The organism is Nocardia sp. NPDC058499, from assembly GCF_042719915.1.
Classification (GTDB): Bacteria; Actinomycetota; Actinomycetes; order Mycobacteriales; family Mycobacteriaceae; genus Nocardia.
Window position 1 is genome coordinate 76,335 of sequence record NZ_JBHXMZ010000003.1, and the last position, 26,434, is coordinate 102,768.

A 26,434-nucleotide genomic window follows, 5' to 3' on the forward strand; every position below is an offset into this window, starting at 1 on the left:
GTGGGGGGGGGGGGGGGGGGGGGGGGGGGGGGGGGGGTGGGGGGGTGGGGGGGGGGGGGGGGGGGGGGGGGGGGGGGGGGGGGGGGGTCCACCCCCACGACGCCAGAGGGGCCGAACCCCGCGCGCCGAAGGCGCGCCAATAAAACACAGGAGCACCGATGATCCTGGTGGCTCAGGTCAGCGATACACATTTCGATCTCGGGACCCGTAACACCGAGCGCGCGCAACGGGTGATGGCCTATCTGGCGGATCTGCGGCGGCGGCCGGATGTGATCCTGGTGACCGGCGATATCACCGATTCCGGTAAACCCGAGCAGTATGCCGAGGCCCGGATGTCGCTGCAGGCCGATCTGCCGGTGCTCGCGATCCCCGGGAACCACGACGAGCGGGCAGCGTTCCGGGAGGTGCTGCTGTCCGGTACGCCGTCGGACGATCCGGTGAACCAGGTGCACCGGGTCGGCGAGCTGACCTTGATCCTGCTGGACTCCAGCGTGCCCGGGCAGTCGGGTGGCCGGCTGGCCGACGAGACCTACGACTGGCTGGACGACACCCTCGCCGCGACCCCGCCCGACGCGGCCGTGCTGCTGGCCCTGCACCACCCGCCGGTTTTCCTGCACAGTCCGATCGTGGACACGATCGCATTGGACGATCCGCAACGGCTGGCCGCGGTGATCACCGGGGACCGGCGCATCATCGGCACCTTGGCCGGGCACGCGCATACCGCCGGGGTGAGTACTTTCGCGGGCAAACCGCTGCTCATCGGCCCGAGCACGGCCTCGGTGCTGGGCGGCGAATGGGAACTCGCGCCGCCCGAGCGGGTGATGGACTACGGGCCGGATCCTTCGGTCGCCCTGCACGTGATCGACGACGACCATCGGCTGATCACCCATTTCCGCAGTGTCCCGATGGGTGGCTGGATCGCGAGCCCGTACTGATCGTTCAGTACCGTCCGGCGCGGGCCCGGCGGTAGGCGGCGGGGGTCGCGCCGGTCCAGCGTTTGAAGGCGTAGATGAATGTGGAGGCCTCGGCGTAGCCGAGCCGGATCGCCACATCGCTCACCGACAGCGGGGTGGTGGTGAGCATTTCCTCGGCCAGCGCCTGGCGCACCTCGTCCAGTAGTGCGCGGTAACTGGTACCGGCGGCATCGAGATGCCGGCGCAGCGTGCGGGTGCTCATGTTCAGGCCGGCGGCCACGGCGTCGATACCGGGCGGCGCGGCGAAACCGTCCAGCCCGCCGCGGGGCACGAGCCGGGCCCGGACCTCGGCGGCGATCCCGGTGCGGGCGCGGCGCCGATGCACCAGGTCGCGGCATTGCGCCAGGCAGATGGCCAGGGTGTGTTCGTTGGCCTGTGGGAGGGGCTGGTCCAGGATCGCCGGATCCAGGGCGACCAGGTTTTCCGGACGGCCGAACCGGGGCGGGGCCACGGTGACCGCGGCGATCCGGTCGGCGTAGGACGGTTCGGGGAACCGGAATTCGGCCCGGACCAGCGCCAGGTGGCGGCCCAGCAGATCGCTCATCACCTGATGCATGGCGGTCACATCGCGTTCCACCAGGAACTGCCGGAGGTCGGCCGGAACGGAGTCGTCGAGGATCCGGCCGACGAATTCGCCGTCCTCCCACTGCGTCACCGGCAGGCAGAAGGCGAAGCTCAGTTCCATATAGCGCAGGGCGAAATCGATCGCCTCGGCCAGTGTGGGACTGCTGACGCAGGCGAAGCCGAAGATGCCGAAGGTGGTGATGCGGTAGCGGCGGCCCACCTCGATTCCCATACCGGGGCGGTCGAGTTGGCGTACCAGATTCCGGACCACCGCGAGTTCGGTATGCGCATCGATCTGGGCGTCGGGGTCGCGCAGGCGGGCCTCGGTGAGATCGGTGCCGCGCAGCAGCGCCGCGGGCGCCACCCCGTGTTCGGCGCCGTACCCCACCATCAGCGCGACACTGGCGACCCCACGCGGAAAGTCCCAGTCCCGGACCGACGGACGCTGCACCATACCGCCATTATGGCCGAATATCTCTACCGACCTGGCGGCGGCTACCAGGACAGCTCCGTGCAGCGGCGAGCGGTATCGGTGGTCTCGATCTGCAGAGTGGCGTGCTCGATATGGAAACGCTCGGCGAGCAAGTGTTGCGCGGCGCGCAGGATTTCGTCGCGCATATCCGGTCCGGACGTGGTGATATGCGCCGAGGCGACCTCCATCCCGGAGGTCAGGGTCCACACGTGCAGATCGTGTACATCGCAGACCCCGGGTACCGCGGCCAGTTCGGCCGCCACGGCCTCGACGTCGAGTTCTTCCGGACTGTGCTGGAACAGGATCCGCAGCGAGCGGCGCGCCAGCACGTAGGTGCGAGGCAGCACCCACACACCGATCGCCACACCGACGACCATATCGGCGTAGTACCAGCCGGTGGTGAGGGTTATCGCCGCCGAGACCAGCACCCCGATCGACCCGACCATATCGGCGAGGACCTCGAGGTAGGCGCCGCGCACATTCAAGCTCTCCGCCGCGCCGCGCCGCAGCAACAAGAAGGACACGATATTGGCGGCCAGGCCGATCACGCCCGCGATGAGTACCGGCACACCCGGGACCTCCGGGGGTTCGCCGAACCTGCGCACCGCCTCCACCAGGACATAACCGGCCACCCCGAAGAGCAGAACGGCATTGGCCAGCGCGGCGATCACCTCGGCGCGGTAGTAGCCGAAGGTGCGGGTGTAGCTGGGCCGGGTGTTGCGGGCCAGCAGGATAGCCGAGAGCGCCATCGCGATACCGACGACATCGGTGAGCATATGCGCGGCGTCGGAGAGCAGTGCCAGCGAACCGGTGGCCAGCGCGACCGCCAGTTCGACCAGCATGAATGCGGCGCCGATGGCCAGGGCCAGCGCCAGGCGTCCGACGTATTTCCCGGAGGCGCTTTCGGTTGATACCCGATGCGTATGATCATGTCCCACGCAGACAACATATGCGCTGATGCGCATGCTTGCAATACCTTCGATTCGCGCCCGGCCGCACGGCTGGCAGACTTGACGTCGTGAGTGACCAGCCCGCTACCACCCGGCCCGGCGCATCCGACCGGCCCGCCCGCGATCCTCGAGCGGCGCTACGGCCGATCGAGCTCGCCACCGGCGCGGTTCTGGGCGGCGCGACCGTCGGACTGGTCACGGTCGGTTCGGTGATCCCGTTCGCCGCGGCGCTCCAGCTCGTCGCCGCCGTCCCCATGGGCCTGCTGGCGCACCGGTACCGATTCCGCGCCCTGTTCACCGCCTCCGTCTCGGCCGCCCTGGTCACCTTCGTCGCGGCCGGACTCACCGCGGCCATGGCCATGGTCGCCACCGCGACCATCGGCGGTATCGTCGGCACGGTCAAACGCCGCCGCGGCGGTCTCATCGCGGTCACCGGGCTCTCGGTCGTCGCGGCACTCGCGTGGGGTGCGTTCTCGATCGGTTTCCTGCTGGTCTTCTCCGCCACCCGCGACCTGCTGTTCGACAACATCCGCAATACCGCCACCGGCCTGGCCGACCTCACCTCCCGGCAAGCCCAGCTGGCACCGCTGGGTCGCGGTGTGCTGAACGTGGCCGAGGTCGTCCTGCAGTGGTGGTGGATCTATATCGGCGCCACCGTCGCCATCGGCACCGTAGTCACCGCACTCGTCTCCTGGTTCGTCCTCGGATCCGTCCTGGACCGGCTCACCTGGCTTCCCGGTGCCGACCGGCTCGACGCCCCCGCCGACGACCGCCCCATCGCGCCGCTCCCGGTCACACTGCGCGGGGCCGGCTACCGCTATGCGGGCGCGGCCGATGATGCGCTGGCGGGGATCGACCTGCGCGTGGCGGTCGGCGAATTCGTCGCCGTGGTCGGGCACAACGGTTCCGGAAAATCCACCCTCACCCGGCTGCTGGCCGGTCTGCCACCGAGCAGCGGCACGGTGGACCGGCCCGGATCGGCGGGCCTGGGCCATCTCGGTGGCACCGCCCTGGTACTCCAGCGACCGGAAAGCCAGACCCTCGGGGTACTGGTCGCCGACGATGTCGTCTGGGGATTGCCCACCGAACTGGCCACCGAGGTCCCGATCGACGATCTGCTGCGCGAGGTCGGACTGGACGGAATGGGTGCCCGGGAGACCGCGACCCTGTCCGGTGGCCAGCAGCAGCGGCTCGCCGTGGCGGCCGCCCTCGCCCGGCGCCCGGCGCTGCTCATCGCCGACGAAGCCACCTCCATGATCGACCCGGACGGCCGCCGCGAACTGGTGGCGCTGCTGACCGAACTACCGGAACGACATCCGATGGCGGTGGTGCTGGTGACCCACCACGAAGCCGACGCGGCCGCCGCCGACCGGGTGATCCATCTGGCGGACGGCCGGATGGTCGACCGTCTGCCCGCCTGGCCGAAACCGGCCCGCGCGTACCGCCGCCACCCCATGGGCGCGCCGATTCTGGAACTGCGTGGCGTCCGGCACACCTACAACCGCGGCACACCGTGGGAAGCGCAGGCCCTGCACGGGATCGACCTGACGGTCCGCCGCGGGGAAGCGCTGCTGGTGGTCGGCGGGAACGGGTCCGGGAAATCGACTCTGGCCTGGATCATGGCCGGGCTCATCGCACCCAGCGTCGGCCGTTGCGAACTGGCGGGGAAACCGGTCAGCAAACAGATCGGCCGGGTGGAACTGGCCTTCCAGCATTCCCGGCTGCAACTGCAACGCCACACCGTCGGCGAAGAGATCGCCGACTGGGGCGGTGACAGCACCGGATCGGGCACCGTCGGCAAGGCCCTCGACGCCGTCGGCCTGGACCGCTCGCTGACCACCCGCTCCATCGAAGAACTCAGCGGCGGTCAGGCGAAACGGGTGGTGCTGGCCGCCATCGTCGCCAGCCATCCACAGGTCGTAGTGCTCGACGAGCCACTGGCCGGCCTGGACCCCGAGGGCCGCGCCGATATCGTCGACCTGCTGGCCCGGCTCCGCGATTCGGGGCTGACACTGATCGTCATCTCACACGATGTCGAGGATGTCGCGGCCATCTGCGACCGCACCGTCCACCTACAGGCCGGGCGTATCCCCGAAACCGAGGCCGCGCATATCCCGGCCCCGGAACCGGACGCCGATACCGCGCCCATCCCACCGGTCCACCCACCCGGACAAGTCCACCACCCCGCCCCGGGCGCGGCCTGGCGGCTACGCGGCGACGCCCACGGAGGTGCCCGATGAGCACGGTACTGCTACGCCAGGTCCCGGTCGCCAGCCCGATCCACCGGCTCTGGGCCGGCACCAAGATGATCGGCGTCTTCCTGATCAGCCTGCTGCTGATGTTCCTGCCCAGCTGGCCGATCCTCGGCGTCACGATCGTCTTCCTGATCGCGGTCGGGGCGCTCGCTCGCCTTCCCCTCGGCGTCGTCCCCCGGCTTCCGTGGGTGTTCTGGCTGCTGATCGCGCTCGGTGCGGCGATCAGTGCACCGGTCGGCGGGGTCGCGCTGCTGCGCTACGCGCAGGTCGTGGTCTTCGGGCTCATCCTGCTGTCGGCATCCATGCTGATCGCCTGGACCACCCCGATGAGCGAAATCGCCCCCGCCCTCGCCACCCTCGGCCGGCCGCTACGCAAACTACGGGTCCCGGTCGACGAACTCGCCGTTGTGGTGGCACTCACCCTGCGCGGACTACCACTGCTGCTGGAGGAGATCCGGGTCCTGCGCGCCGCACGCCGGCTACGCCCCAAACCCGATCTACTGCACCGCACCACCGACCCACTGATCGATATCCTCACCGCCGCCATGGCGGTGTCGACGCGCCGCGCCGGCGAACTCGGTGAAGCCATCACCGCCCGCGGCGGGACCGGACGGCTCACCGCACGCCCGGCCGGCCCCGGCCGCAACGATGCGGTCGCACTGGCCGTCGTGGTGGCAGTCTGCGCCGGAGCTCTCGCCCTCGACCTGCTTACCTGAATCGGCCCGGGGGCCCGGCCCCGTGGTAGTTCAGCTGTTCCGGGGCGACAGCGCGCCGCGCCGGTGTCCGAGGTACAGCAGCAGCACGGTCGCCGCCGAGCAGACCAGTACCGAGACAACGCTCGCTTCCGGTCCGAAACTCCCGCCGGACAGCCAATCCGGCCCAGTCGTGGCTGCGCTGACCAGAGACTCACGTGCCTCGCTCCCGGAGGCGACGGTGCCGAAGATCCCCACGGTAGCGGCGTTCCAGCCGAAATGCAGGCCGATCGCCAGCCACAGCGAACCTGTTGCGAGGTAAGCCGCGCCGAGCAGCAAACCCGCCTCGACGGCGATTGCGATCGCGCCCCATACCGAGGAATCCGGATTGATCAGATGTACGAGGCCGAAGATCATGGCGGACACGACGAGCGCGACCGCGGTTCCCCAGCGAACCCAGAGGAGCCGGAAGACGACACCGCGGAAGAACACTTCCTCCGCGACGGCGACGGCGCACATGGCACCGGCGACCGCGAGAGCACCGGGGACCGACCCCCACCCGCTGATTCGATACACGCCGGTGAGAGCAAGGAAACCGATAGCCACCGCCGAGAGGCCCATTCCGGCCACCGTGCCGACCACAAGGTGGAGCCCGCCGCCGCGACGGGGGAACTCGACAACACGACGGCGCTCGATACGGCGTCCGGCCCAGATGTAGAGCCAGATCACCGCGCACGCCAGCACGGGGCCGACGATGAGGGCAGCCACGGGATTGTGAACCGAGGACGCAATGGAATTGACGACCAGCATCACGACGGCGAAACCGACGACCACGAGTGCCGCCCGGCCTTTACTCAGGCCGGGCGGACCGCCCGCCGCACCGCGCGCCCGGAACTCGCTCGGGGCGGAGCCCACCACCTACTTCTGCTGATCACGTACGGCTTTGCGGGCGGCGTCCTGCGCCTTGTCGACCTGCGACGCGTATTTTCCGCCGGTCTTCTTGTCCACCGCGTCGCCGACCTTCTCGATCAGCGGGTCGACCTTATCGGCGTTCTTGCGCGCCATACCGAGCGCTTTGTTCGCCAGCCCTTTGAAATCCATGGTGTGTGCTCCTCGTTCCAACTCGCTACGGAGATAACGATACCCAGGGGTTTCGCGTCGAGCGGAGGAACGACGGCAGCGACGGCTGTCACACCTCGCCGAGCCAGGCCGGATGCCAGAAGCGGCCGCCGTCCGTCCAATCCATGTAGCGAACAGTGCCTTTGATCTTCGGCGTCACCCAGATCGCGTCCCGGAGTTCATCGGCCGACATCTGGTTGGTGAACGGCGGCGTCTTACGTTCCGACCGGTGCAGCCGGGCCGCCAGCTCCGCCATCCCCGCCTCGTCGAACCCGGTCCCGACCCGGCCCGCGTACACCAGACCGTCCTCGCCGGGTATCCCGACCAGCAGCGAGGCGAACGGTCGCGCCTTACTGCGCCGCATACCCCCGATCACCACCTCCTGGGTGCGCCAGTTCCGGTGCTTCACCCACGAATGCCCGCGGGTCCCGGGCAGATACACCGAATCCAGCCGTTTGGCGATCACCCCCTCGGCGCCTTCTTCTTCGCTGCGGCGCAGGGCCTCGGTGCCGTCGCCGTCGTAGCGCGGCGGCACCCGGAGTTCGGTGGTCGTCGCGGCCAGCGCTTCCAGCACCTGGCGCCGATCGCGGTAGCGTTTACGCAGCAGCGAGGTGCCGTCGAGGAACAGCAGATCGAAGGCCAGAAATTCGGCGCGCCGCGGATTCGCTTTCAACAGTGCGATATTCACCGCGCCGTCGAGTCCGCGGACGATGAGCTCACCGTCGAGTATCACCTGATGGCCGGCCAGCTCCTCGGCCAGCACCGACAACTGGGGGTAGCGCGCGGTCACATCGTTACCGGCGCGGCTGCGCAACCGCAGTTCCCCGGCATCGATTTCGACGAGCAGCCGGTATCCGTCCCATTTGCGTTCGAACGCCCATTCCGAGTCCGGGAGCCCCGCCACCTCGCCGGTGGTGGCCAGCATGGGGGTGAGTCCGCGCGGCAGTTCCGCGGTCGCGGGCTGGTCCTTCATGAGGTGCATCAGCCACTGGTCGCCCTCGGTACGGATCATCGCGTACCGGCCGTTGAGCCGCTCGCCGCGAAAGACCACGATCACCTCGTCGTCGCGCCATTTCTCGGCGCGGTAAGTGCCGGTGTCCCAGACCGACATCTCCCCCGCGCCGTACTCACCGGCCGGGATCGTGCCGTGGAAGTCCAGGTATTCCAGTGGATGGTCCTCGGTGTGCACCGCGAGCCGGTTCTGCCGGGTACTTTCCGGCGGGCCTTTGGGTACTGCCCACGACACCAGCACCCCGTCGCGTTCCAACCGCACATCCCAGTGCAACCGCCGGGCATGGTGTTCGTGGACGACATAGCGATCACCGGGGCCGGGCCGGGGTGAATGCGGCGGTACCGGCTCGGGTGTGCGCGCCGGGTCGCGCATGGAGCGGTATTTCGTCAGCGCGTCGTTCAGTGGCGTATCCAGCCCGGCCAGCAGATCGCCCTCCGACCGATACCGCTCCAGAACTTCGTCGAACCGCAGTTGCCGCAGCTCACGGGGATCCTCGAGCTCCGCCCAATGGCGCGGTGCGGCGGCGTTCGGTTGCTCGCGCCCGCGCAGCGAATACGGTGCGATGGTCGTCTTGGACGGGTTGTTCTGACTCCAGTCCAGGAACACCTTCCCGGCCCGCACGTTCTTCGCCATGGTGGCGGTGACCAGGTCGGGAAGGAGTTTCTCCAGATTCGTGGCGACCTGTTTGGCCACCGTGGACGCCCCGCCGGGGCTCAGTGCCCGGTCCAGCGGGACGTACAGGTGGATACCTTTGCTACCGCTGGTCAGCGGAAACGCCCGCATCCCGATTTCGGCGACCATATCCCGCACCCCGAGCGCCACCCGCGCGCATTCGGGCAGACCCGCGCCGGGGCCGGGATCGAGATCGAACACCAGCCGCGTCGCGGGGCCCCGCGCATCGCCGTCGAACCGCCACTGCGGTACATGGATCTCCAGGGCGGCCTGCTGACCCAGCCAGACCAGGCCGGCCTGCGACGAGATCACCGGATAATGCGCGGTCCGGTCGGAGTGTTCCTGGGCGCGGCGCGGTAACCACGATGGCGTACCCGCGCCGAGGTTCTTCTCGAAGAACGACGATTCGGCAACACCGTTCGGCCACCGCTTACGGGTGATCGGGCGGCCCGCGATATGCGGCAGCATCGCCGGGGCGATCTCGGCGTAGTACTCGATGACCTCGCCCTTGGTGGTGCCGGTCGCCGGATAGAGCACCTTGTCCAGGTTGCTCAGCCGGACCTCGATATCCGGCTGCCCCGGTTCACCGCCGAACGCCCGGTGCACGCCGGGTCACCCGCGTGAGCGTCCGGCCCGGTACGGCACCCGGCCGCGGCTCACGGGCGCGGGCCGGACCCCGGCTCACCGGGCTGTCCCGGACCACCCGGCTGCTCGGGCGGAACCACCTTGCGGGCGGCTTCCTTACCCTTCTGGATCTTGTCCGAGTACTTGCCCTTGGTCTTCTGGTCGACGAAATCGCCGGCCTTGTCGACCGCCTGGTTGATCTTGTCGGAGTTCTTGGCCGCCGCTTCCTGCCCCTTGCCGGCCAGATTCTTCAGGCTGTCCATCAAGCTCATTGCCGAATTCCTTCCTGTCGCCGAGCGGAAGTGTTCACTCCATATCCTCCCACCAGGAACGCCCTGGCGCGAGATCACCGATATCGAGCCGTTGCCCGGGTACCGGCACCACGATTTCGGTACCGGCCGCGGCGGCGGCCGCCACCAACCGGCGAACCGGTTCGTCCCAGGGGTGCGGAGCCAGATTGAAGGTCGCCCAATGGATCGGCAGCAGTACGCCGTGGCCCGGATCGCCACCGCACAAGTCGGCGTGGGCGCGCACCGCTTCCTCGGGATTCATATGGATATCGGCCCAGCTGTGGTTGTAGGCACCGATAGGCAGCAGGTTCAGGTCGAAGGGGCCGCACTGCGCCCCCGTCTCGGCGAATGCCTTGGTGAACCCGGTATCGCCGCCGAAGTACACCCGATGCGCCGGGCCGGCCAGCGCCCAGCCCGCCCACAGGGTGGTGTTACGGACCAGGCCGCGGCCGGAGAAATGGCGGGCCTCGGCGCAGGTGATCGTCAGCTCGCCACCCGACTCGTCCCGCGCAGGCAGCGAATACGAACTACCCCAATCCAATTCGACGATCCGCGCTTCCGGCACACCCCAGTGCCGCAGATGCGCGCCGACCCCCAGCGGAACCACGAAAACCGCACGCTGGGTGTGCAACAGGGTGGTGACGGTATCGGCGTCGAGATGGTCGTAGTGGTCGTGCGAGATGACCACCGCGTCCACCGGGGGCAGCTCGGTCAGCGCCACCGGCACCGGGTGGATCCGGCTCGGCCCCACCAGTCGCGACGGCGAAACCCGATCACTCCACACCGGATCGGTGAGCACCCGGAAACCGTCGACCTCGATCAGCGCGCTGGCATGCCCGTACCAGGTGACGGCCAGATCGGCGGCCATCGCCGGACATTGTGGCTCGGCCAGCGGTACGACCCCCTTCGGCCGCCCCGCCCGCATGGCGGACGCCATCGACAGCAGCCCGGCGGGATTGTCGGGTACGACTATCGGCGATGCGGGCTCGGTGTTGTGGAACTGACGGTTGCGGTAGCTGCGCGCCCCCGTAGCGGTGGGTGCGATCGCCGAAACCGAGGCACCCAGCGCCGCCGGTAACCCGTCCAGCGCACGCAGCACCCAGCCCAGTACGGTCATCCCGGCCAGCCCCGCCACCGCGGCGGGGAGAATCCGGGGTCGCATCACCGGCCCACGAATTTCGGGGAGCGCTTCTCCTTGCGGGCCTGCCGGCCCTCCTCGGCGTCCTCGCTGTTCCATGCTGCCTCCAAGGCGGACTGCTGTTCCTTGGGTGACGGCTCCCGGGTGCCGTCGTCGTTGAGTTCCAGCTTCAGGTGCCGCAGCGACAGCGGCGCGAGTTCGGCCACCGATTTCGCCCAGGTCTGCGCGTCCGCCAAGGTTCCGAGACGATTGGCGAAGCCGAAAGTGTAGGCGTCGGCGGCCGAGATGGGTTCGGCACCGAGCAGGACGGTACGGGCCGGACCGCCACCGAGCAGCGACACCAGCCGCCGGGTGGTCCAGCGATCCACGGAGATCCCCAGTTTCGCCGCGGGAACCGCCAGATACGAATCCGGCGCCATCACCCGCAGATCCGCCGCCATCGCCAACTGCACACCGGCGCCGAGCGCCGGCCCGTTGAGCGCGGCGATCACCGGCACCGGCATCGCCTCGACCTCGTGCAGCATCTCCAGCAGGGCGTCCAGGAATTCGGTGGAGTACACACCGTCGAGATCTGCGCCCGCACTGAACACCGGCCCCCGGCCGGTGATCACGATGACGCGGGCGTTGTGCGCTGCTTGTAGGAGCGCCTCGCGCAACTGTACGACCAGATCCAGGTTCAGCGCGTTACGACGCTCTTCACGCTGTAGTTCGATGGTGACGACGTCGCCGTCGCGGCTGACCCCGAGCATGTGTGTCCCTTCCCCGCTCAACGAATACCGATCCAACAGCCAATAACGAAGCGTTACCGACCACTCTGCCACAGCGACGGGCCGGCCCACCCGGCACGACGCGGGGCAGTGCACACCGGGGACGGTGTGGTGGCGGTGCGCGGAACGCGCGGACTCAGGTTTCCAGACCGACCGCGAAGGTCGCCGGATCCGCACCGGTCCGGGTGCCGCTGTCCAATCCGGTGATGGCATTCATCTGCTCGGCGGAGAGTTCGAAGCCGAAAACATCGAAGTTCTGCTCGATCCGCTCGGGGGTCACCGATTTCGGGATGACGATATTGCCGAGCTGCAGATGCCAGCGGATGACCACCTGCGCCGGTGAGCGGTCCACGTCCCCGGCGATCCGGGTGATCACCGGATCGCCGAGCAGGGTGCCCTGGCCGAGCGGGCTCCACGCCTCGGTGGCGATGGCGTGTTCGGCGTGATATTCGCGCAGTTCACGCTGAACGAGCCGGGGGTGCAATTCGATCTGGTTCACCGACGGCGTCTCCCCCGTTTCGGCGACAACCCTTTCCAGATCGGTCACGCGGAAATTCGAGACACCGATGGACCGCACCCGGCCGTCGGCCTTCAGACGCTGGAAGGCACGGAAGGTGTCCACGAACTTATCCGCGGCGGGAACGGGCCAGTGGATCAGATAGAGGTCCAGGTACTCCAAGCCCAGCCGGTCGAGGCTGGCCGCGCAGGCGCGCAGGGTCGATTCGTAGCCCTGCTCGGAGTTCCAGAGCTTGGTCGTGACGAAGACCTCGTCCCGGGGTAGACCGAACTGCCGGATGGCACGGCCGGTGCCTTCTTCGTTCTCGTAGGCCGCCGCGGTGTCGATGCTGCGATACCCGGCGCGCAGTGCGGCGGTGACGGTATCGAAGACCTGGTCCGGCGGTACTTGGAAGACCCCGAAACCGAGTTGCGGAATCAGGCTCCCATCGTTGAGCACGATGGGCGGGACAACACCGATCTCACGTCTAGTGGTCACCGCTTCGACGGTAGGAGCGGTTCGGCGGCAGGTCAACGAATCCGGGTCCCGTGTCCGCATCACCTTGACAGATCGTTGGGTTTTTACAACACTATGTTGTGTGAGCCCAGTAAGACGCGGGGAAACCCTCCCGATCTACAACCGCATCGCAGTACTGCGCGCGGAACACCGGATGTCGCGGGCCGCACTGGCGGAGACGGTGAACGTCAACCCACAGACGATCGGCGCACTCGAACGCGGCAACCACTACCCCAGCCTGGACCTGGCCCTGCGGATCTGCGAGGTGTTCGGGCTGCCGGTCGAGGCGGTGTTCTCCCGCACCGAATTCACCCCGCTGTCGGCCGAGCTCTATCCGCGCGAGAAAGGAAAGCTGCCATGACCGCAGCCACCGCACCGTCCACCCTGCTCGACCGCTACCAGGCCTACCGCGTCCGGCGGTGGCTCGTCCGGGAAAAACAGCTCGCCGGAATGCTGCCCGGCTGGCGCACCCGCGGTCGTCGGCGCGCGCTGGTGGTCACCGTTACCGTGGCGCTCACCGCCATGTTCGTCACCGGCGTCCTGTGCGCGTTCGGCCTCGAATGGGCCGCTCTCTTCGCCGGCCTGAGCGCGCTGATCTTCCTACCCGCCTGGACCATGTTGCGGATCGTGTCGCACGCCCAGGACAACGCGCCCGCCGAAACCCTGGACGAACTGGAGATGAGCCAGCGCGAAACCGCCCGCTCGATCGGCCTCACCATTACGCAGTCACTCTGCATCGTCCCAGTGATGTACCTCATCTACAGCGGTGCGCTGTTCCCGGAGGCCGACGCCTTCCGCACCGCCTACGCCGGCGGCGTCATGCTGCTGGCGACGCTACTGGCCGGCGGTTGCGCACCCGCCATGATCCTCGCCTGGTCGAATCCCGAGCCGGAGCCGGAGGGCTGAGCGAATGCGGTCGCGGGTCCGAACCACCCGGCCCGCGACCGGCGGCAACCGTCGGCAGCCCGGAACGGACGGAGCCTCCTTCCGGAACCGGAGAGCCGAAGACCGAGTCGCTGTCCAGGTCCGCCACCGCCTGCCGGATCGGGCACGCATCGGAGGCGACGACCACGCCCGCCGATCGGTCGCCCGAGCCCTCCGCAGCCACCGGTTCGGCTACCCGGCGCACCTCGTGCCCGGTGCCCGGTATGCACCGGGCACCCCGCGTGGCCGGGCAGCCTCCACCCCGCCGGCGCCGCCTGCGCGGAGGTCGTTGTACCGACGCGACACACTCGCGATTCGGCCACGGTCGCCCAAGCCGTCGCCGTCCTCGAGGCTCCGCCCCCGTGGAGCGGCGACGACGGCCTCGGCCACCGTAGCTGCCGGCAAACCCACCGGGCACTCAGTCCGGGAGCCCCAGGCGCCGGTAGCGAAGGTGCCGGATCTCGCGCAACCGCTCCGGCGGCTGCGCGGACAAGGCGGTCAGTTCCTCGGCGATGGCGGTGACCATGCGGCGCGCGAAATCGTCCGGTTCCGCTGCGGCGTCGGGATATTCGGGCACAATCCGGTCCACGACCCCGTCCGCCAGCAGATCCGCCGAACGGATCCGCTGCCGCGCAGCCAATTCCGCGGCATGCTCGGTATCGCGGTGGACGATGGCGCTCGCCCCCTCCGGCGGCAGCGGCGCCAGCCAGCCGTGCGTAGCGGCCAGTACTCGATCGGCGGGCAGCAAGGCCAGTGCGCCGCCACCGGTTCCCTGACCGAGCAGCACCGATACGGTGGGCGTATCCAGGGTCACCAGATCGGCGATGCAACGGGCGATTTCGGGTGCCAGGCCCCGCTCCTCGGCCTCCTTGGACAACGCCGCGCCGATCGTATCGATCACCAGAACGAGGGGTAGCCGCAGTTCGGCGGCAAGCTGCATACTGCGCCGCGCCGACCGCAGCGCGGCCGGGCCCATCGTATGTTCCGGATCCTGGTGCGTGCGATCGTGCCCGAATACCACACACGGGCGCCCCTGGATCCGAGCCAGCGCAAGAACCACCGTGCGATCCGATTCCCCCTGGCCGGTTCCGCTGAGCGGCACCCGCTGCCGGCTCCGGCGGAGGAGCTCACGAATACCCGGCCGCTCGGGCCGTCGTGAAATACGCACCGACTCCCACGCCTCGACCGGTCCAGCCGCCGCACGCATCCGGTGACCGCCTACGAGCCGCGCAGTCCGGGCGCCGGGAGTCGCGGCGTCATCGGCCTCGTACTCCGCCTCCGAAATCTCGCCCCCCGAAGCCTCTGTCTTGCGAGCCTCGGTATCCGAAGCCTCCCGCTCCCGAGTCTCAGCGGCGGCGGTGCCCGCTTCCGGAGTCTCGGCGGCCGAAATCATTCTTTCCCGAGCCTCGCGGACTGCAGAACTCGCGGTCGGCGAGGCCACACCCACCGATTGCCACCGCGCGGCGGCCGGTATCGGCTCGACGGCGGAAGGATGTTCTCCGGCTATGGGTTTCGGCTCGTCCGGCATTCCGCTGAACACGCTCAGTGCCCGGTGAGCGATCCGCCGGAAGACCGATACCTCGACGACCCCGTCGATGACCCCGCTCCGATACAGGTTCTCCGCGGTTTGCACGCCGGGCGGGAACGGCCGTCCGTACAGCGCCTCGTACACGCGCGGCCCGAGAAAGCCGATGAGTGCGCCGGGTTCGGCGAAGGTGATATGCCCCAGCGACCCCCACGATGCGAAAACCCCGCCCATGGTCGGATTCCGCAGGTACACGATGTAGGGGTGCCCCGCCGATTTATGCGCGGCGACCGCACCGGCGATCTTCACCATCTGCACGAAGGCGACCGTGCCCTCCTGCATCCTGGTGCCGCCCGAAGTAGGCGATACGACCAGCGGTAACCCCTCCGCCGTCGCCCGCTCGACCGCGCTGGCGATCCGTTCGGCGGCGGCAACGCCCACCGAGCCCGCCAGGAACGCGAACTCACAGGCGATGACCGCGATCCGCCGGCCACGCAACCGGCCTTCACCGGTGCGGACCGATTCGTCGGTACCCGCCGCTGCGGCCGCCTCGGCCAGCGCGGACCGATAGGCGCCGGTCTGCGCCACCGCTATCGGCGGCGCATCCCAGCTCACGAATGTTCCCGGATCGAGCAGCGCGTCGAGTAGCTCGCGCGAGCCGATCCGGCGTTTCGCCGGCGTCATCCGAGCTGTCCCGGGCCGCCTGGCACCTCAACTGTCCCTACCGGCACGCCGACCAGTATGACCGGCACCGGATCAGTAGCCCCGGGTGACCTTCTGCAGGGCGTACTCGGTGAGCCGAACCAGCGCCTCCTTGGCCGGTTCCCGGCGCCGGGCGTCGATCGGCATGATCGGCACATCGGCGGGAACCGCCAGCGCCTGCCGAATATCCTCGATCGGGTACTGCGGGGCGTCGTCGAACTGGTTGAGCGCGACGAGGAACGGCAGGTTGCGCGCCTCGAAGTAGTCGACCGCCGCGAAGCTGTCCTCCAGTCGCCGGGTATCGATCAGCACCACCGCGCCGATGGCGCCACGGATCAGGTCGTCCCACATGAACCAGAAGCGGTACTGGCCCGGAGTACCGAACAGGTACAGCACCAGATCGTCGGCCAGGCTGATACGGCCGAAGTCCATGGCCACCGTGGTGGTGGATTTGCTCTCGATACCCGCGAGACTGTCGATCCCGGCACTGGCGTTGGTCACCAGAGCCTCGGTTCTCAACGGGACGATTTCCGAAACTGCCCCCACCAGCGTCGTTTTGCCCACGCCGAACCCGCCTGCGACCACGATCTTTGCCGAGGTCGGCTTGATGACACGGGTATCGACCTGCGCCGTCGAATCATATACGCCGGAGTCCACTGAGAACCCTTTCGATCAGCTCGCGACGTTCATCGTCGCTGGAATCGTCTTTCAAAGTCGCCGAAACGCGGACATGCCCGGCTTCGATCAGGTCCGCTACCAATACACGCGCCACCCCGATCGGTATACCCAGTCGCGCCGCTAGTTCGGCGACCGACGGCGACTCCCTGCACAACTCGACTATCGAGTTCTCGATATTGCTCAGTTCGTACTGGCGTTCGAGCGGAATGGGATGGGACGCAACGAGAGCCTCGAGCGCCAGCTCCACCTTCGGCCGGGTACGACCGGCGGTCAGCGAGTACGGACGCACGAGACTGGGCTCGGAGCCTCCCACGCGGTGATCCTCTATGTCCATCCCACCATCAGGAACCCATTGTGACGCGCGGAGTGGCCTGAACTGTCTGGCCCACGCGTTCGACCAACAAAGCCATTTCGTATCCGACCTGTCCGATATCGCAGGACGTATTGGTCAGGACAGCGAGGTATGACCCGTCGCCTACCGCCATCAACAGCAGGTAGCCGTGCTCCATTTCGACGACGGACTGCAGGACCGTCCCGCCCTCGAAGAGATTGGACACACCCACCGAGAGACTGGCCAGACCGGCCGTAACAGCGGAGAGCTGTTCGGCCCGATCGACCGGTAGCTGGGCACTCGCCGCCATCAGCAGGCCGTCGGCCGAGACCAGAACGGCATGGGCTACGCCAGGAACCTCGCCTGCGAAGTTCGAAACCAGCCAATCCAACTGACGGTTCGTACCACCTAGTTCGGGGTTCATCGGTCTCCTTTGTCTCCGGTTAGGTTCATTGCTCGCATTGCACGGCCATCCCGAACACCTTGCTGGTGCCGACTCAAACTAGACCGGATCGTGTCGGGATTGCGACTCGGCGTCCGCTCCTGGGCGCCGTCGACGGCGCCGGGCACCAGCCGGCCGCCCGGATTACGTTGTGGAAGACCGGCCGCCGTGCGGGTTTCGGGTTCGGCTTCACTGGCCCGCCGAGCAGCCGTCCAGCCCTCGTCGCCCGGTGATTCGAAGGAGGCGACGGCCTGGGAGCGATCGGCGTTCGGATCCGAGAGCCAGGCCGACATCATCTCCGCGAAGATGGGTGTCCCGCCTATCACGTTGTCGGTTTCCTCGGCCGGCTGCAGTCGGGTCTGGAAGAACGAAGCGGTCTTCGCCGGGTTGGACTTGTAACTGTGCCGGCCGGGTTCGCGGGCCGGTGCCGAGTCCTCGGCGTGCTCCGGTTCCCGGGGCAGCGCGACACCCGGGGGGTTGTCGAACCGCTCGGCGGTGTATCCACCCGGCTGCCGCCGCGGCAGCCCACCCGATTCATCGGGGCGGGGCGGGCGCGGCGCTGTAGCGTTCTCTCGCCGCGGCAGACCGTTTTCGCGTTGCGGCAGACCGTTTTCGGCGGCCGCGGGCCGAGGGCGTCCGTTACCGGCCGGGCCGCCGCGCTGCGGCAGGCCGCCGCCGCCCGTACCCCGTTGCGGCAACCCGCCGCCCGGGGATTCGTGCCGGGGCGGCGGACCGCCGGCAGGGCCCCGCTGGGCGGGAAGTTCGCCGGAAGAGTCCCGGGATGGGAGGCCGGCGGCCGGATCGCGTTGCGCCGGCAGCTCACCGGAGGTTTCGCGGGACGGCAGACCGTTACGCGTCGGTTCCCCCGGGGTGGGCAGAGCACCGGACGTGGGATCGGCCGGCTGCGGCGGTTGCCGGTCACTCCTGCCCTGTTCACCCGCCGCGCGGCGCTGGGGCAGACCCGGACCGCCGGATTCGCGGGCACCGTTGGTACCGGGTTCCCGTTGCGGAAGCCCATTGGGCCCCTGCGGTGCCGGACGCCGCGGGGGCACCGGTCCGGAGGCACGCTGCGGTGCCGCAGTTTCCGATGCGGATTCGGCGGGGCGCTCGGAAACGGGGCGCGCGGGCGGTGTCTGGGGATCCCCTGGGGCACCGTTTGCGCCGGGCCGACGCTGCGGCAGACCACCCGGCCCGGACTGCGGCGCGTCCCCACCGGTCGGCTGACGCTGCGGCAGACCACCCGGCCCGGACTGCGGCGCATCCTCACCGGCGGGCCGGCGCTGCGGCAAACCCGATCCGGACTGCGGCGCGTCCCCACCGGCAGGCTGACGCTGCGGCAGACCACTGAGACCGGGCCGTTGTGCGTCACCCCCACCGGGCTGACGCTGCGGTAGACCACCGGCCCCCGGCTGCGACGACCCGCCGGCGCCCGCCTGACGCTGCGGCAAACCGCTGGGGCCGCTCTCCGTGGGGCGTGCGCCCCCCGCGGGCGAATCGCCCGGGGTACGCGGCGGCAAGGTTGGGGTGGCACCGCCGCCGGCGCCGCCGGGGCCGAGATTCCGTTTGGGGAGGTTGGCGGCGGCGAGCTTGCCGCGCTGTGCCGTACTGCCCGCGCTGGCCTGGCGCAGGCTCGTGGTGCCCTGTTCGCCGTCACGCAGACCACCGGCCATCGCCGAACCGGGCTGCCGCTGCGGCAGGCCACCCGGACCCGCCGGCGCCGGACCGCCCGGACGCTCCCCCGGCTTGGGACGTTCGACCGCCGGCAGCGGACCGCTCATTCCCGGATCGACGGTGACCATCATGTTGCCGTCGGCGGTACGGCTGATACCGCGGGTCTGCATGGATTGGCCGCCGGCATTGCGCAGCGCCGCGGCGGCGGCCTCGTCGGCCGATTCTTCCGGCTTCGGCTTCTTACCGCCGTCGCTGGGCACCAGCGGCTGCGGGCCCGAACCGGTCGCGAGCGGCAGGATTTGGGTTTCGCCCGCCACGATCAGGCTCATCGGCACATGCACGGTCACCGTGACACCGGGATCGCGGGCGGTATCGAAGGTCGGCCGCAGCCGGACGTTGAGACCATGCCGTTCCGCGAGCCGGCCGACGACGAACAGACCCATATGGCGGGCGGTGTCCGGGCCGGGTTCGGCGGTGTTCTCCAGCCGGCGGTTGATCTCGGCCATCTCGCTCGGCGGCATACCGATACCGCGGTCGGCGACCTCGATCAGCAGGCCCTGGTCGTGCGCTTGCGCGAAGGTGAACTTCACATCGGTTTCCGGCGGCGAGGCCCGCAGCGCGTTGTCCAGCAGCTCGGCGAACAGATGCGCCATATCGGAGGCGGCCGGTTCGATCAGGGCACCGCGCGGGGTGGCGCCCAGCTTGACGCGTTCGTAGTCCTCGACCTCGGAGATCGCGGCGCGCAGCACATCGGCGATCTCGACCGGCGCCGATTTCGCGCGGCGCTGTTTGGTGCCGGCCAGAATCAGCAGGTTGTCGCCGTTACGGCGCATACGGGCGGCGAGATGGTCCAGCCGGAAGAGGTTCTCCAGCAGTCGCGGATCCTTCTCGTCGTACTCCATCGCCTCGATGAGGCTGAGCTGATGGTCGACAAGCGATTTACTGCGCCGCGCCAGGGTCTCGAACATATCGTTGACCTGGGAGCGCATCTGCGCCTGATCACTGGCCAGGCGCAGCGCCTGACCGTGGATATCGTCGATCGCGCGGGCCAGCTGGCCGATTTCCTCCTCGGACCGGATGGGCATCGGTTCGAGCGGGACCTCTTCCGGTGCGGCACCGGTCCGCAGCTGGGCGACCTCGTCGGGCAGATCGCTTTCGGCGACGCGTAGCGCGGCCAGGCGCAGCCGGTGCAGCGGCACGATCATCGAACGGGCCACGAACACGGCCAGCAGCAAGGCCGCGAGGATGGTCAGCAGCACCACGATGGAGTAGACGACGGCGTCGGACAATGCCCGGTCGGCCATCCGCTGCACACCGTTGTCGATCTCGGTGGTCGCCTCGCCGATGAGTTTATCGGTGGTCGAGGTGCTCGCCAGCAGCGATTCGCGGGCTTCGCCCAGCGGGATCCGGCCGGCTTGCGCCTCCGGCGTTTCCAGCATCGCCTGACGGGTCATGACGCCCTCGCGCAGGGCCACGATATCGGGGTCTTCGGCGTTGTAGCGCTGGCTCAGAATGTTCAGCAGCGCGAGTTCGGTTTCGGTCGCGGCCCGGTAGGCCTGCTCACCGGTTTCCTGATCGCGCAGCAATTCGGCGGCGGCGGTGATCTCGCCGACCATGGCGGAACGCAGGTTGAGCGCGTCGACGAGCCGGAGTTTGTCCGGATCGATCGACGGGTCGCCGACCTCGCCGATGATCGCTTCCACGGCGCGGACGCCGGCGTTACGGGCTCGGTCCAGCTCCGCGACTGCCTCGTCCGGCGAACCCGACGGCGCCAGACCGCCGGCACGTACCTGCTCGGCCTGATCGATCATCTCCGACAACGCCTCGTGCGCGCCCGAAAGATCGTCGAGGTCGACGAGCGCATCCTTGGCCGCCGTGATCGTCTGGTCCAGGGTTGTCAGGTTGTCCTCGGTGACCATGGACCGGTTGGGCGCGATCGCGATGGCCTGTGAGCCCGCGACGGTCGAGGTGGCCGAACTGAGATCGAGGACCGCCGGGACGAGACTGACGTTCTCGGCCGACGAGCCCAGCCGGTTCGCCTCACCCCATTGCGCCGAAATCCTCGACACACCGAGTCCGACCGCGACCGCCAACGGCACAGCCAGGACGGCCGTAACCTTCCAGCGAAGGTCCCAGTTACTCAGCGCCCAGCGCTTCGTGCCGGACCTAGCGGCGTCACGCATTCCCACTCACTTTCCAACCTGGCCCCAGCCATGCACCACAGGGGAACTCCACACTCGCATAGTGGCTCGACGGGTGGAGCTGCCCGTGGGTCGCGGCTGGCCGAGAAATTGCGTCTACGACGGACCGAATTCGTGTCATCAGATTCTAACGGATCAATAACTTCTTGGTGTACTAGGCCCGGGTTGGCGCACACTGACCAGCCGATTACAGGCATAAGCCATGGTCGCGACACCCGTCAGGGGGTCGCGTGAAGTCTGCCACAATCGTGCTGATCTATCGAGGCGAGGATTGCTGCGAGGCTAGGGAGCACGGGTGAACGCGAGGAACGAGTATCGACCGGTCTATCAGACCAGTTTGGTCGATCCCGCCGAGTTCTGGTCCCGGGCCGCGGCGGATATCGACTGGGATACCCCACCCGAGCAGGCTCTCGACACCGCCCGCCCGATTTCGCGCTGGTTTCCCGGAGCCCGCCTCAATACTTGCTACAACGCGCTCGACCGGCATGTGATCGGCGGCCGCGGTGAGCAATCCGCATTGATCTACGAATCGGCGATGACGGGCGAAAGCCGGGTCTACACCTATTCCGAACTCCTCGACCGGGTTACCCGATTCGCCGGTGCCATGCGTGACCTCGGCGTTCAGGTCGGCGACCGGGTCGTTATCTATCTGCCGATGATTCCCGAGGCCGTGGTCGCGATGCTGGCCTGCGCCCGGATCGGAGCCGTGCATTCGGTGGTGTTCGGCGGGTTCGCCGCGCCCGAGCTGGCGGCGCGTATCGATGATGCGGAACCGGTGCTGATCGTGACCGCCTCGGGCGGCCTGGAACCCGACCGCACGATCGATTACCCCCCTATCGTGGCCCGGGCACTCGAACTCGCGGAGACCGCGGCCCCCGGAACCGTCCTGGTGAAACAGCGCGCCGGATTTCCCGAGCACGATTTCGGGGCGGTTGCCGCCGGCGCGGCGCGCTGGCTCGACTGGGACGCCGCGGTACGCGATGCCGCACCCGTGGACCCCGTATCGGTGGCGGCGACCGATCCCCTGTACGTGCTGTACACCTCGGGTACGACCGGTAAGCCGAAGGGGGTGGTGCGCGATAACGGCGGGCATGCCGTCGCCCTGACCTGGTCCATGCGCAATATCTACGATGTCGGGCCGGGCCAGGTGATGTGGGCCGCCTCCGATGTGGGCTGGGTGGTCGGCCATTCCTATATCGTCTACGCCCCGCTGCTGGCCGGGGCCACGACGCTGCTGTTCGAGGGCAAACCCGTGGGCACCCCGGATGCCGGCGCGTTCTGGAAAGTGGTTGCGCGGCACCGGGTGCACACCCTCTTCACCGCCCCCACCGCGCTGCGGGCCATCCGCCGCGCCGACCCCACAGCCGAATCGGCCCACCAGCACGATCTTTCCTCCCTGCGTGCGCTGTTCTGCGCGGGCGAACGGCTCGACCCCGCCACCTTCACCTGGGCCGACGAAACACTGCTCGCCGGGCGCGACGACTGCCCGGTGGTGGATCACTGGTGGCAGACCGAAACGGGCTGGCCCATCTGCGCCAATCCGCTCGGGATACAGCGACTGCCGATCAAACCGGGTTCCGCCTCGGTACCGGTGCCGGGCTACCGCCTGCGGGTCCTGGACTCCTCGGGTAATCCGGTCGCGGCGAACACCGAGGGCAATATCGTCATCGGTCTCCCGCTGCCGCCCGGCGCGCTGACCGGGCTGTGGCACGACGAAGAGCGGTTCAAGCGGTCCTATCTGGCGGCGTATCCGGGTCATTTCCTGACCGGTGACTCGGGCTATTTCGACGAGGACGGGTACCTTTTCGTCCTCGGCCGCAGCGATGATGTGATCAATATGGCGGGGCACCGCCTTTCCGCGGGCAGTATCGAAGCCGCCGTCGCGGGGCACGAAGCCGTAGCCGAATGCGCGGTGATCGGACTTCCGGATGAACTCAAAGGGCAGCGGCCGATCGCTTATGTAGTACTCAAATCCGATGCCCGGACAGATATCGAAACGCTGCGCGACGAACTGAGTGAGCGGGTGCGAACCCAAATCGGCGCCGTCGCCGGTCTGTACGACGCCGTCGTCGTCCCCGCGCTGCCGAAAACCCGCTCCGGAAAGATTCTTCGCAAAACCATCCGCCAGATGACAGCGGGCGAGAGTTACGAAATACCTTCCACCATCGAGGATCCCACGGTCCTCGACGAACTGGCCCGGATCATCCAGCCGCCACAAAACACAAACTCCTCTTAAGAAAACCTCAGAGTCGGGCCAACACTGCCCCATACGGTCTGAGGGGTCCACGAGCCACGGCTCGACTCGACACGTAGGAGGCAGTAGTCCCCATGGCACACACCACGAACCGGCGGTTCGGCAAGTTCGGTCTCACCACCCTCACCCTGGGAGCGGCCGCCGCGGCCACCGCCTTCCTGAGCCCCGCGGTCGCCTCGGCAGGCCCCATGGAGATGGCAGAACCCCTCCTGACGAGCGACTGCTCCTTCGCGCAGGTCGATGCCGCACTCCACGACCAGGCCCCGGAACTCGCGGCCATGCTGGACGCCAACCCGGATGCCAAGGCCCAGCTGCAGGCGAAGTTCGATCAGCCGGTCGAACAGCGCCGGGCCGAGCTGCAGCAGTACATCGAACAGAACCCGGAGGCCGCCCAGCAGGCCGAGAACGACCCGAACGCCCAGCAAATGCAGGCCACCCTGCAGGGCGTGGCCGATACCTGCCACAGCTACTGAGCTGTATCTATTGCGCCGCCTCCGGCGGCGCGGGGTTTTGGCCCCCTTAGGTCCCTGCTGTCAGCGCTCGATGCTCGCGGCTGCGCCGCATCGCATCGAGCACTGACATCAGGGACGGGCCAAAACCTCTCAGGGCCTCGCTGAACTCGGCTGCGCCGGTGGTTGCGCTGGGTTCGGGGAGGGCCGGAAATGTGGGTCGCTTCGATGGGGCCTCGCCCGGTGCGAACATCTGGACACGGCGGGCGGGGTGCCCCGGGGGCGTCAATACACTGGGCGGTGTGGAGCGGACCAACAAACCCGCGGTTCTGGTTGTCGACGACGATGAGGATGTACTCGCGTCGGTGGAGCGCGGTTTACGCCTGTCCGGATTCCAGGTGAGTATCGCCCGGGACGGGGCGGCGGCGCTGCGGGCGGTGGCCGACAACGGGCCCGATGCGATCGTGCTGGATATGAATATGCCGGTGCTCGACGGTGCGGGGGTGGTGACGGCGCTGCGGGCGATGGGCAACGAGGTGCCGATCTGTGTGCTCAGCGCGCGTAGTTCGGTGGGCGACCGGATCGCCGGGCTGGAATCGGGGGCCGACGACTACCTGATCAAACCGTTCGTTCTCGCGGAACTGGTGGCCCGGATCAAAGCGCTGCTGCGCCGGCGTACCGATACCGCATCGACCGGGTCCTCCGACACCATCGTCGTCGGGCCGCTACAGGTCGATACCGCCGGATACCGGGCGGTCCTGGGGGACCAGGAGATCGATCTGACCAAACGCGAGTTCGAACTGCTGTCCACACTGGCCCGCAACGCGGGAGTGGTACTGAGCCGGGAACGGCTGCTGGAACTGGTATGGGGCTACGATTTCGCCGCCGATACGAATGTGGTCGACGTTTTCGTCGGCTACCTGCGCCGGAAACTGGAGGTCGACGGCACCCCGCGGCTACTGCATACGATCCGCGGCGTCGGGTTCGTCCTCCGGGACACCAAGTGAGCGACGGCGTCACCCGCCGGCGCCGCAGATCGTATTCCCTGCGCACCCGGGTCGCCGGGGCGGCGGCCGCCGGATCGGTACTCATCGTCGCGCTGGTCAGTGCCATCGCCGTACCGGCGATCGAACGCAACAACCTGCAACAGACCGATCAACAGCTACGCATCGCCTCCCGGCTGGTGGTGATCGACCCGGTGATCGCGGTCGGGATCGTGAACCTGGTGGGACCGGACCGGGATATGGCGCTGACCGTCCGGGACGACGGTCAGGTGGTGGCCTCCAGCGTCACCAGGCTGCCGGAACTGGACCCCGGATCACGCACGGTCACCGTGGACGACACCCCGTACCGGGTGCTGACCACCACCGAGAACCAGCCCACGGGCCGGACGGTATCGCTGGGGATTCCCGCCACGGACGCCGCGCAGGCGACGGCCGACCAGCAACGGTGGCTGCTGTTCGCGGGTCTGGCGGCGATCGCCGCATCGGCGGCGCTGGGCTGGCTGTTCGGCGGCCGGGCAGTCCGGCCGATCGTGGTACTCACCCGCCAGGTCGGCGCCCGGACCGGCTTTCGTGACGCCACCCCCGAACCGGTGGACAGCTCCGGCGTGCTGGAGGCCGAGCAGTTGGCGGATGCGGTGAACACCATGCTGCGCCGGGTCGACCAGGCGCAGACCGAAACGGCGGCCGCCCTGGAAACCGCGCGGGATTTCGCCGCGGTCTCGGCGCACGAACTGCGTACCCCGCTCACCGCGATGCGCACCGACCTCGAGGTGCTGGCGACGCTGGACCTGAACGAGGAACAGCGCACCGAAATCCTCGCCGACCTGCAACGCAGCCAGGAACGTGTGGAAACCACACTGGCCGCACTGGAACGCTTGGCCTCCGGCGACCTGACCTCCGAACGCGACCATATCGACACCGATATCGCCGAACTGTGCGATCTGGCCGCCCACGATGCGATGCGCCATTACCCCGGCCTGGTGGTCCGCGTCGACACCGATGCCGAACTGGTCACCCGCGGCCTGCCCGCGGGCCTGCGGCTGGCGGTGGACAACGCCCTGAAGAACTCGGTGAAACACGGTGAGGCCACCGCGGCCGTACTGTCGGCCCACCGCCACGACAACGGCACCATCGTCATCTCCGTCGACGACAACGGCGGCGGGATACCGCCCGCCGAGCGCGAATCGGTTTTCGCCCGCTTCGCCCGCGGTACCGGCGCCCACAAGGGCGGATCGGGGCTCGGCCTGGCACTGGTCGCCCAGCAGGCCCAGTTACACGGCGGCCGGGCCTACTTCGACGACGGCGCCCTCGGCGGAGTCCGCCTGGTGCTCGTCTTGCCGGATGACCGGCGCGACGGCGCGCTCGGGTAAACCACCCACCAGCATGCCCAGCGGCAGACAGTCGAACGGGTCCGCCTCCGAACCGGTGGTGGGACGGCTCCGCGCCGCAATCCGCAGAACGAGCCGGGGCGAACAAGGCCCCGACATCTCACCCATCCGGCTCTCACTGCCCAACGCGCAATGGCGGTGCCGCGAGGCCCGGCGGCCGCCGGACGGGGTGCCGATCCCGCGTGCGCGGGCGCCGGAGCGCAGCCGCTCAACGCATCGGCGCGGGGGGGGTTGGGGGGGGGGGGGAAGAGAGAAGGAAAGAGGGGGCGAGGAACACGCCCTCCCCGCAAAAGGCGAAACAAAGAAAAAAAGACGGCCGCAACA

General features: G+C 68.6%; 23 protein-coding genes. 9 read left to right on the forward strand and 14 right to left on the reverse strand.

Going from position 1 to position 26,434, the window contains the following annotated elements; translation table 11 throughout:
• The first annotated feature begins 158 nt into the window (after positions 1-158).
• Positions 159-935, forward strand: coding sequence for a metallophosphoesterase (locus tag ACFWPH_RS10470; protein WP_378749672.1), 777 nt, complete (start codon positions 159-161; stop codon positions 933-935).
• A 4-nt stretch (positions 936-939) separates the two neighbouring features.
• Here ACFWPH_RS10470 and ACFWPH_RS10475 read toward each other — a convergent pair whose 3' ends face one another.
• Positions 940-1,992 (reverse strand): AraC family transcriptional regulator, encoded by a 1,053-nt coding sequence (locus ACFWPH_RS10475; protein ID WP_378749674.1) that lies wholly within the window; start codon positions 1,990-1,992, stop codon positions 940-942.
• 41 nt (positions 1,993-2,033) lie between these two features.
• Positions 2,034-2,948 (reverse strand): cation diffusion facilitator family transporter, encoded by a 915-nt coding sequence (locus ACFWPH_RS10480; protein ID WP_378749676.1) that lies wholly within the window; start codon positions 2,946-2,948, stop codon positions 2,034-2,036.
• 80 nt (positions 2,949-3,028) lie between these two features.
• On the opposite strand from ACFWPH_RS10480, the gene ACFWPH_RS10485 reads away from it, so the two are divergent.
• Complete coding sequence (locus ACFWPH_RS10485) at positions 3,029-5,200, forward strand: ATP-binding cassette domain-containing protein (RefSeq protein ID WP_378749678.1); 2,172 nt, start codon at positions 3,029-3,031, stop codon at positions 5,198-5,200.
• Positions 5,197-5,931, forward strand: coding sequence for a CbiQ family ECF transporter T component (locus ACFWPH_RS10490; RefSeq protein WP_378749680.1), 735 nt, complete (start codon positions 5,197-5,199; stop codon positions 5,929-5,931). Before ACFWPH_RS10485 ends, ACFWPH_RS10490 begins: the two co-directional genes overlap by 4 nt.
• A 30-nt stretch (positions 5,932-5,961) precedes the next feature.
• On the opposite strand, the gene ACFWPH_RS10495 is transcribed toward ACFWPH_RS10490, so the two are convergent.
• From ACFWPH_RS10495 to ACFWPH_RS10525, 7 genes are all read right to left on the reverse strand, one after another.
• Positions 5,962-6,825 carry a CPBP family intramembrane glutamic endopeptidase gene (locus tag ACFWPH_RS10495; RefSeq protein WP_378749682.1) on the reverse strand — a complete coding sequence of 288 codons (864 nt, stop codon included), beginning with the start codon at positions 6,823-6,825 and terminating at the stop codon, positions 5,962-5,964.
• Positions 6,826-7,008 (reverse strand): antitoxin, encoded by a 183-nt coding sequence (locus ACFWPH_RS10500; protein WP_378749684.1) that lies wholly within the window; start codon positions 7,006-7,008, stop codon positions 6,826-6,828.
• Between the two features lie 88 nt (positions 7,009-7,096).
• Positions 7,097-9,316: an ATP-dependent DNA ligase gene (locus ACFWPH_RS10505; RefSeq protein ID WP_378749686.1), complete on the reverse strand. Its 2,220-nt coding sequence runs from the start codon at positions 9,314-9,316 to the stop codon at positions 7,097-7,099.
• Between the two features lie 50 nt (positions 9,317-9,366).
• Entirely contained in the window at positions 9,367-9,606 is a 240-nt protein-coding gene (locus ACFWPH_RS10510; RefSeq protein WP_378749688.1) for an antitoxin, read from the reverse strand.
• Between the two features lie 34 nt (positions 9,607-9,640).
• A complete protein-coding gene (locus ACFWPH_RS10515; protein ID WP_378750629.1) occupies positions 9,641-10,786 on the reverse strand; it encodes an MBL fold metallo-hydrolase in 1,146 nt (381 codons plus the stop codon).
• Positions 10,786-11,511: an enoyl-CoA hydratase gene (locus ACFWPH_RS10520; RefSeq protein ID WP_378749690.1), complete on the reverse strand. Its 726-nt coding sequence runs from the start codon at positions 11,509-11,511 to the stop codon at positions 10,786-10,788. Before ACFWPH_RS10520 ends, ACFWPH_RS10515 begins: the two co-directional genes overlap by 1 nt.
• A gap of 154 nt (positions 11,512-11,665) precedes the next feature.
• Entirely contained in the window at positions 11,666-12,523 is an 858-nt protein-coding gene (locus ACFWPH_RS10525; protein WP_378749692.1) for an aldo/keto reductase, read from the reverse strand.
• A 100-nt stretch (positions 12,524-12,623) separates the two neighbouring features.
• On the opposite strand from ACFWPH_RS10525, the gene ACFWPH_RS10530 reads away from it, so the two are divergent.
• A complete protein-coding gene (locus ACFWPH_RS10530; protein WP_378749694.1) occupies positions 12,624-12,902 on the forward strand; it encodes a helix-turn-helix transcriptional regulator in 279 nt (92 codons plus the stop codon).
• Positions 12,899-13,447 carry a hypothetical protein gene (locus ACFWPH_RS10535; protein WP_378749696.1) on the forward strand — a complete coding sequence of 183 codons (549 nt, stop codon included), beginning with the start codon at positions 12,899-12,901 and terminating at the stop codon, positions 13,445-13,447. The genes ACFWPH_RS10530 and ACFWPH_RS10535 overlap by 4 nt, the downstream gene beginning before the upstream one ends.
• Before the next feature lie 436 nt (positions 13,448-13,883).
• Here the strand turns inward: ACFWPH_RS10535 and ACFWPH_RS10540 are convergent, their stop codons facing one another.
• The 5 genes from ACFWPH_RS10540 to ACFWPH_RS10560 form a co-directional block, all read right to left on the reverse strand.
• Positions 13,884-15,674, reverse strand: a complete 1,791-nt coding sequence (locus ACFWPH_RS10540) for a carboxyl transferase domain-containing protein (protein WP_378749698.1) — start codon at positions 15,672-15,674, stop codon at positions 13,884-13,886.
• 72 nt (positions 15,675-15,746) lie between these two features.
• Positions 15,747-16,349, reverse strand: coding sequence for an ATP/GTP-binding protein (locus ACFWPH_RS10545; RefSeq protein WP_378749700.1), 603 nt, complete (start codon positions 16,347-16,349; stop codon positions 15,747-15,749).
• Entirely contained in the window at positions 16,330-16,704 is a 375-nt protein-coding gene (locus ACFWPH_RS10550; RefSeq protein WP_033244145.1) for a DUF742 domain-containing protein, read from the reverse strand. The genes ACFWPH_RS10545 and ACFWPH_RS10550 overlap by 20 nt, the downstream gene beginning before the upstream one ends.
• Positions 16,705-16,711: 7 nt before the next feature.
• A complete protein-coding gene (locus ACFWPH_RS10555; protein ID WP_030522784.1) occupies positions 16,712-17,125 on the reverse strand; it encodes a roadblock/LC7 domain-containing protein in 414 nt (137 codons plus the stop codon).
• Complete coding sequence (locus ACFWPH_RS10560) at positions 17,122-20,997, reverse strand: ATP-binding protein (protein ID WP_378749703.1); 3,876 nt, start codon at positions 20,995-20,997, stop codon at positions 17,122-17,124. The genes ACFWPH_RS10555 and ACFWPH_RS10560 overlap by 4 nt, the downstream gene beginning before the upstream one ends.
• 313 nt (positions 20,998-21,310) lie before the next feature.
• Here ACFWPH_RS10560 and ACFWPH_RS10565 point away from each other — a divergent pair, with 313 nt between their 5' ends.
• The 4 genes from ACFWPH_RS10565 (at position 21,311) to ACFWPH_RS10580 (ending at position 26,092) form a co-directional block, all read left to right on the forward strand.
• Positions 21,311-23,251 carry an AMP-binding protein gene (locus ACFWPH_RS10565; protein ID WP_378749705.1) on the forward strand — a complete coding sequence of 647 codons (1,941 nt, stop codon included), beginning with the start codon at positions 21,311-21,313 and terminating at the stop codon, positions 23,249-23,251.
• Between the two features lie 92 nt (positions 23,252-23,343).
• A complete protein-coding gene (locus ACFWPH_RS10570) occupies positions 23,344-23,742 on the forward strand; it encodes a hemophore-related protein (protein WP_378749707.1) in 399 nt (132 codons plus the stop codon).
• Positions 23,743-24,020: 278 nt separating this feature from the next.
• Positions 24,021-24,725 carry a response regulator transcription factor gene (locus tag ACFWPH_RS10575; protein WP_378749709.1) on the forward strand — a complete coding sequence of 235 codons (705 nt, stop codon included), beginning with the start codon at positions 24,021-24,023 and terminating at the stop codon, positions 24,723-24,725.
• The gene (locus tag ACFWPH_RS10580) at positions 24,722-26,092 is read left to right on the forward strand and encodes a sensor histidine kinase (protein ID WP_378749711.1); all 1,371 of its coding nucleotides are present in this window, start codon (positions 24,722-24,724) and stop codon (positions 26,090-26,092) included. Before ACFWPH_RS10575 ends, ACFWPH_RS10580 begins: the two co-directional genes overlap by 4 nt.
• Positions 26,093-26,434 lie beyond the last annotated feature (342 nt).

Coding starts and splice junctions, on each gene's coding strand:
- ACFWPH_RS10470 (WP_378749672.1), top strand. CDS start 159: ATGATCCTGGTGGCTCAGGTCAGCGATACACATTTCGATCTCGGGACC.
- ACFWPH_RS10475 (WP_378749674.1), bottom strand. CDS start 1,992: ATGGTGCAGCGTCCGTCGGTCCGGGACTGGGACTTTCCGCGTGGGGTC.
- ACFWPH_RS10490 (WP_378749680.1), top strand. CDS start 5,197: ATGAGCACGGTACTGCTACGCCAGGTCCCGGTCGCCAGCCCGATCCAC.
- ACFWPH_RS10500 (WP_378749684.1), bottom strand. CDS start 7,008: ATGGATTTCAAAGGGCTGGCGAACAAAGCGCTCGGTATGGCGCGCAAG.
- ACFWPH_RS10510 (WP_378749688.1), bottom strand. CDS start 9,606: ATGAGCTTGATGGACAGCCTGAAGAATCTGGCCGGCAAGGGGCAGGAA.
- ACFWPH_RS10515 (WP_378750629.1), bottom strand. CDS start 10,786: ATGCGACCCCGGATTCTCCCCGCCGCGGTGGCGGGGCTGGCCGGGATG.
- ACFWPH_RS10520 (WP_378749690.1), bottom strand. CDS start 11,511: ATGCTCGGGGTCAGCCGCGACGGCGACGTCGTCACCATCGAACTACAG.
- ACFWPH_RS10535 (WP_378749696.1), top strand. CDS start 12,899: ATGACCGCAGCCACCGCACCGTCCACCCTGCTCGACCGCTACCAGGCC.
- ACFWPH_RS10540 (WP_378749698.1), bottom strand. CDS start 15,674: ATGACGCCGGCGAAACGCCGGATCGGCTCGCGCGAGCTACTCGACGCG.
- ACFWPH_RS10550 (WP_033244145.1), bottom strand. CDS start 16,704: ATGGACATAGAGGATCACCGCGTGGGAGGCTCCGAGCCCAGTCTCGTG.
- ACFWPH_RS10555 (WP_030522784.1), bottom strand. CDS start 17,125: ATGAACCCCGAACTAGGTGGTACGAACCGTCAGTTGGATTGGCTGGTT.
- ACFWPH_RS10560 (WP_378749703.1), bottom strand. CDS start 20,997: ATGCGTGACGCCGCTAGGTCCGGCACGAAGCGCTGGGCGCTGAGTAAC.
- ACFWPH_RS10570 (WP_378749707.1), top strand. CDS start 23,344: ATGGCACACACCACGAACCGGCGGTTCGGCAAGTTCGGTCTCACCACC.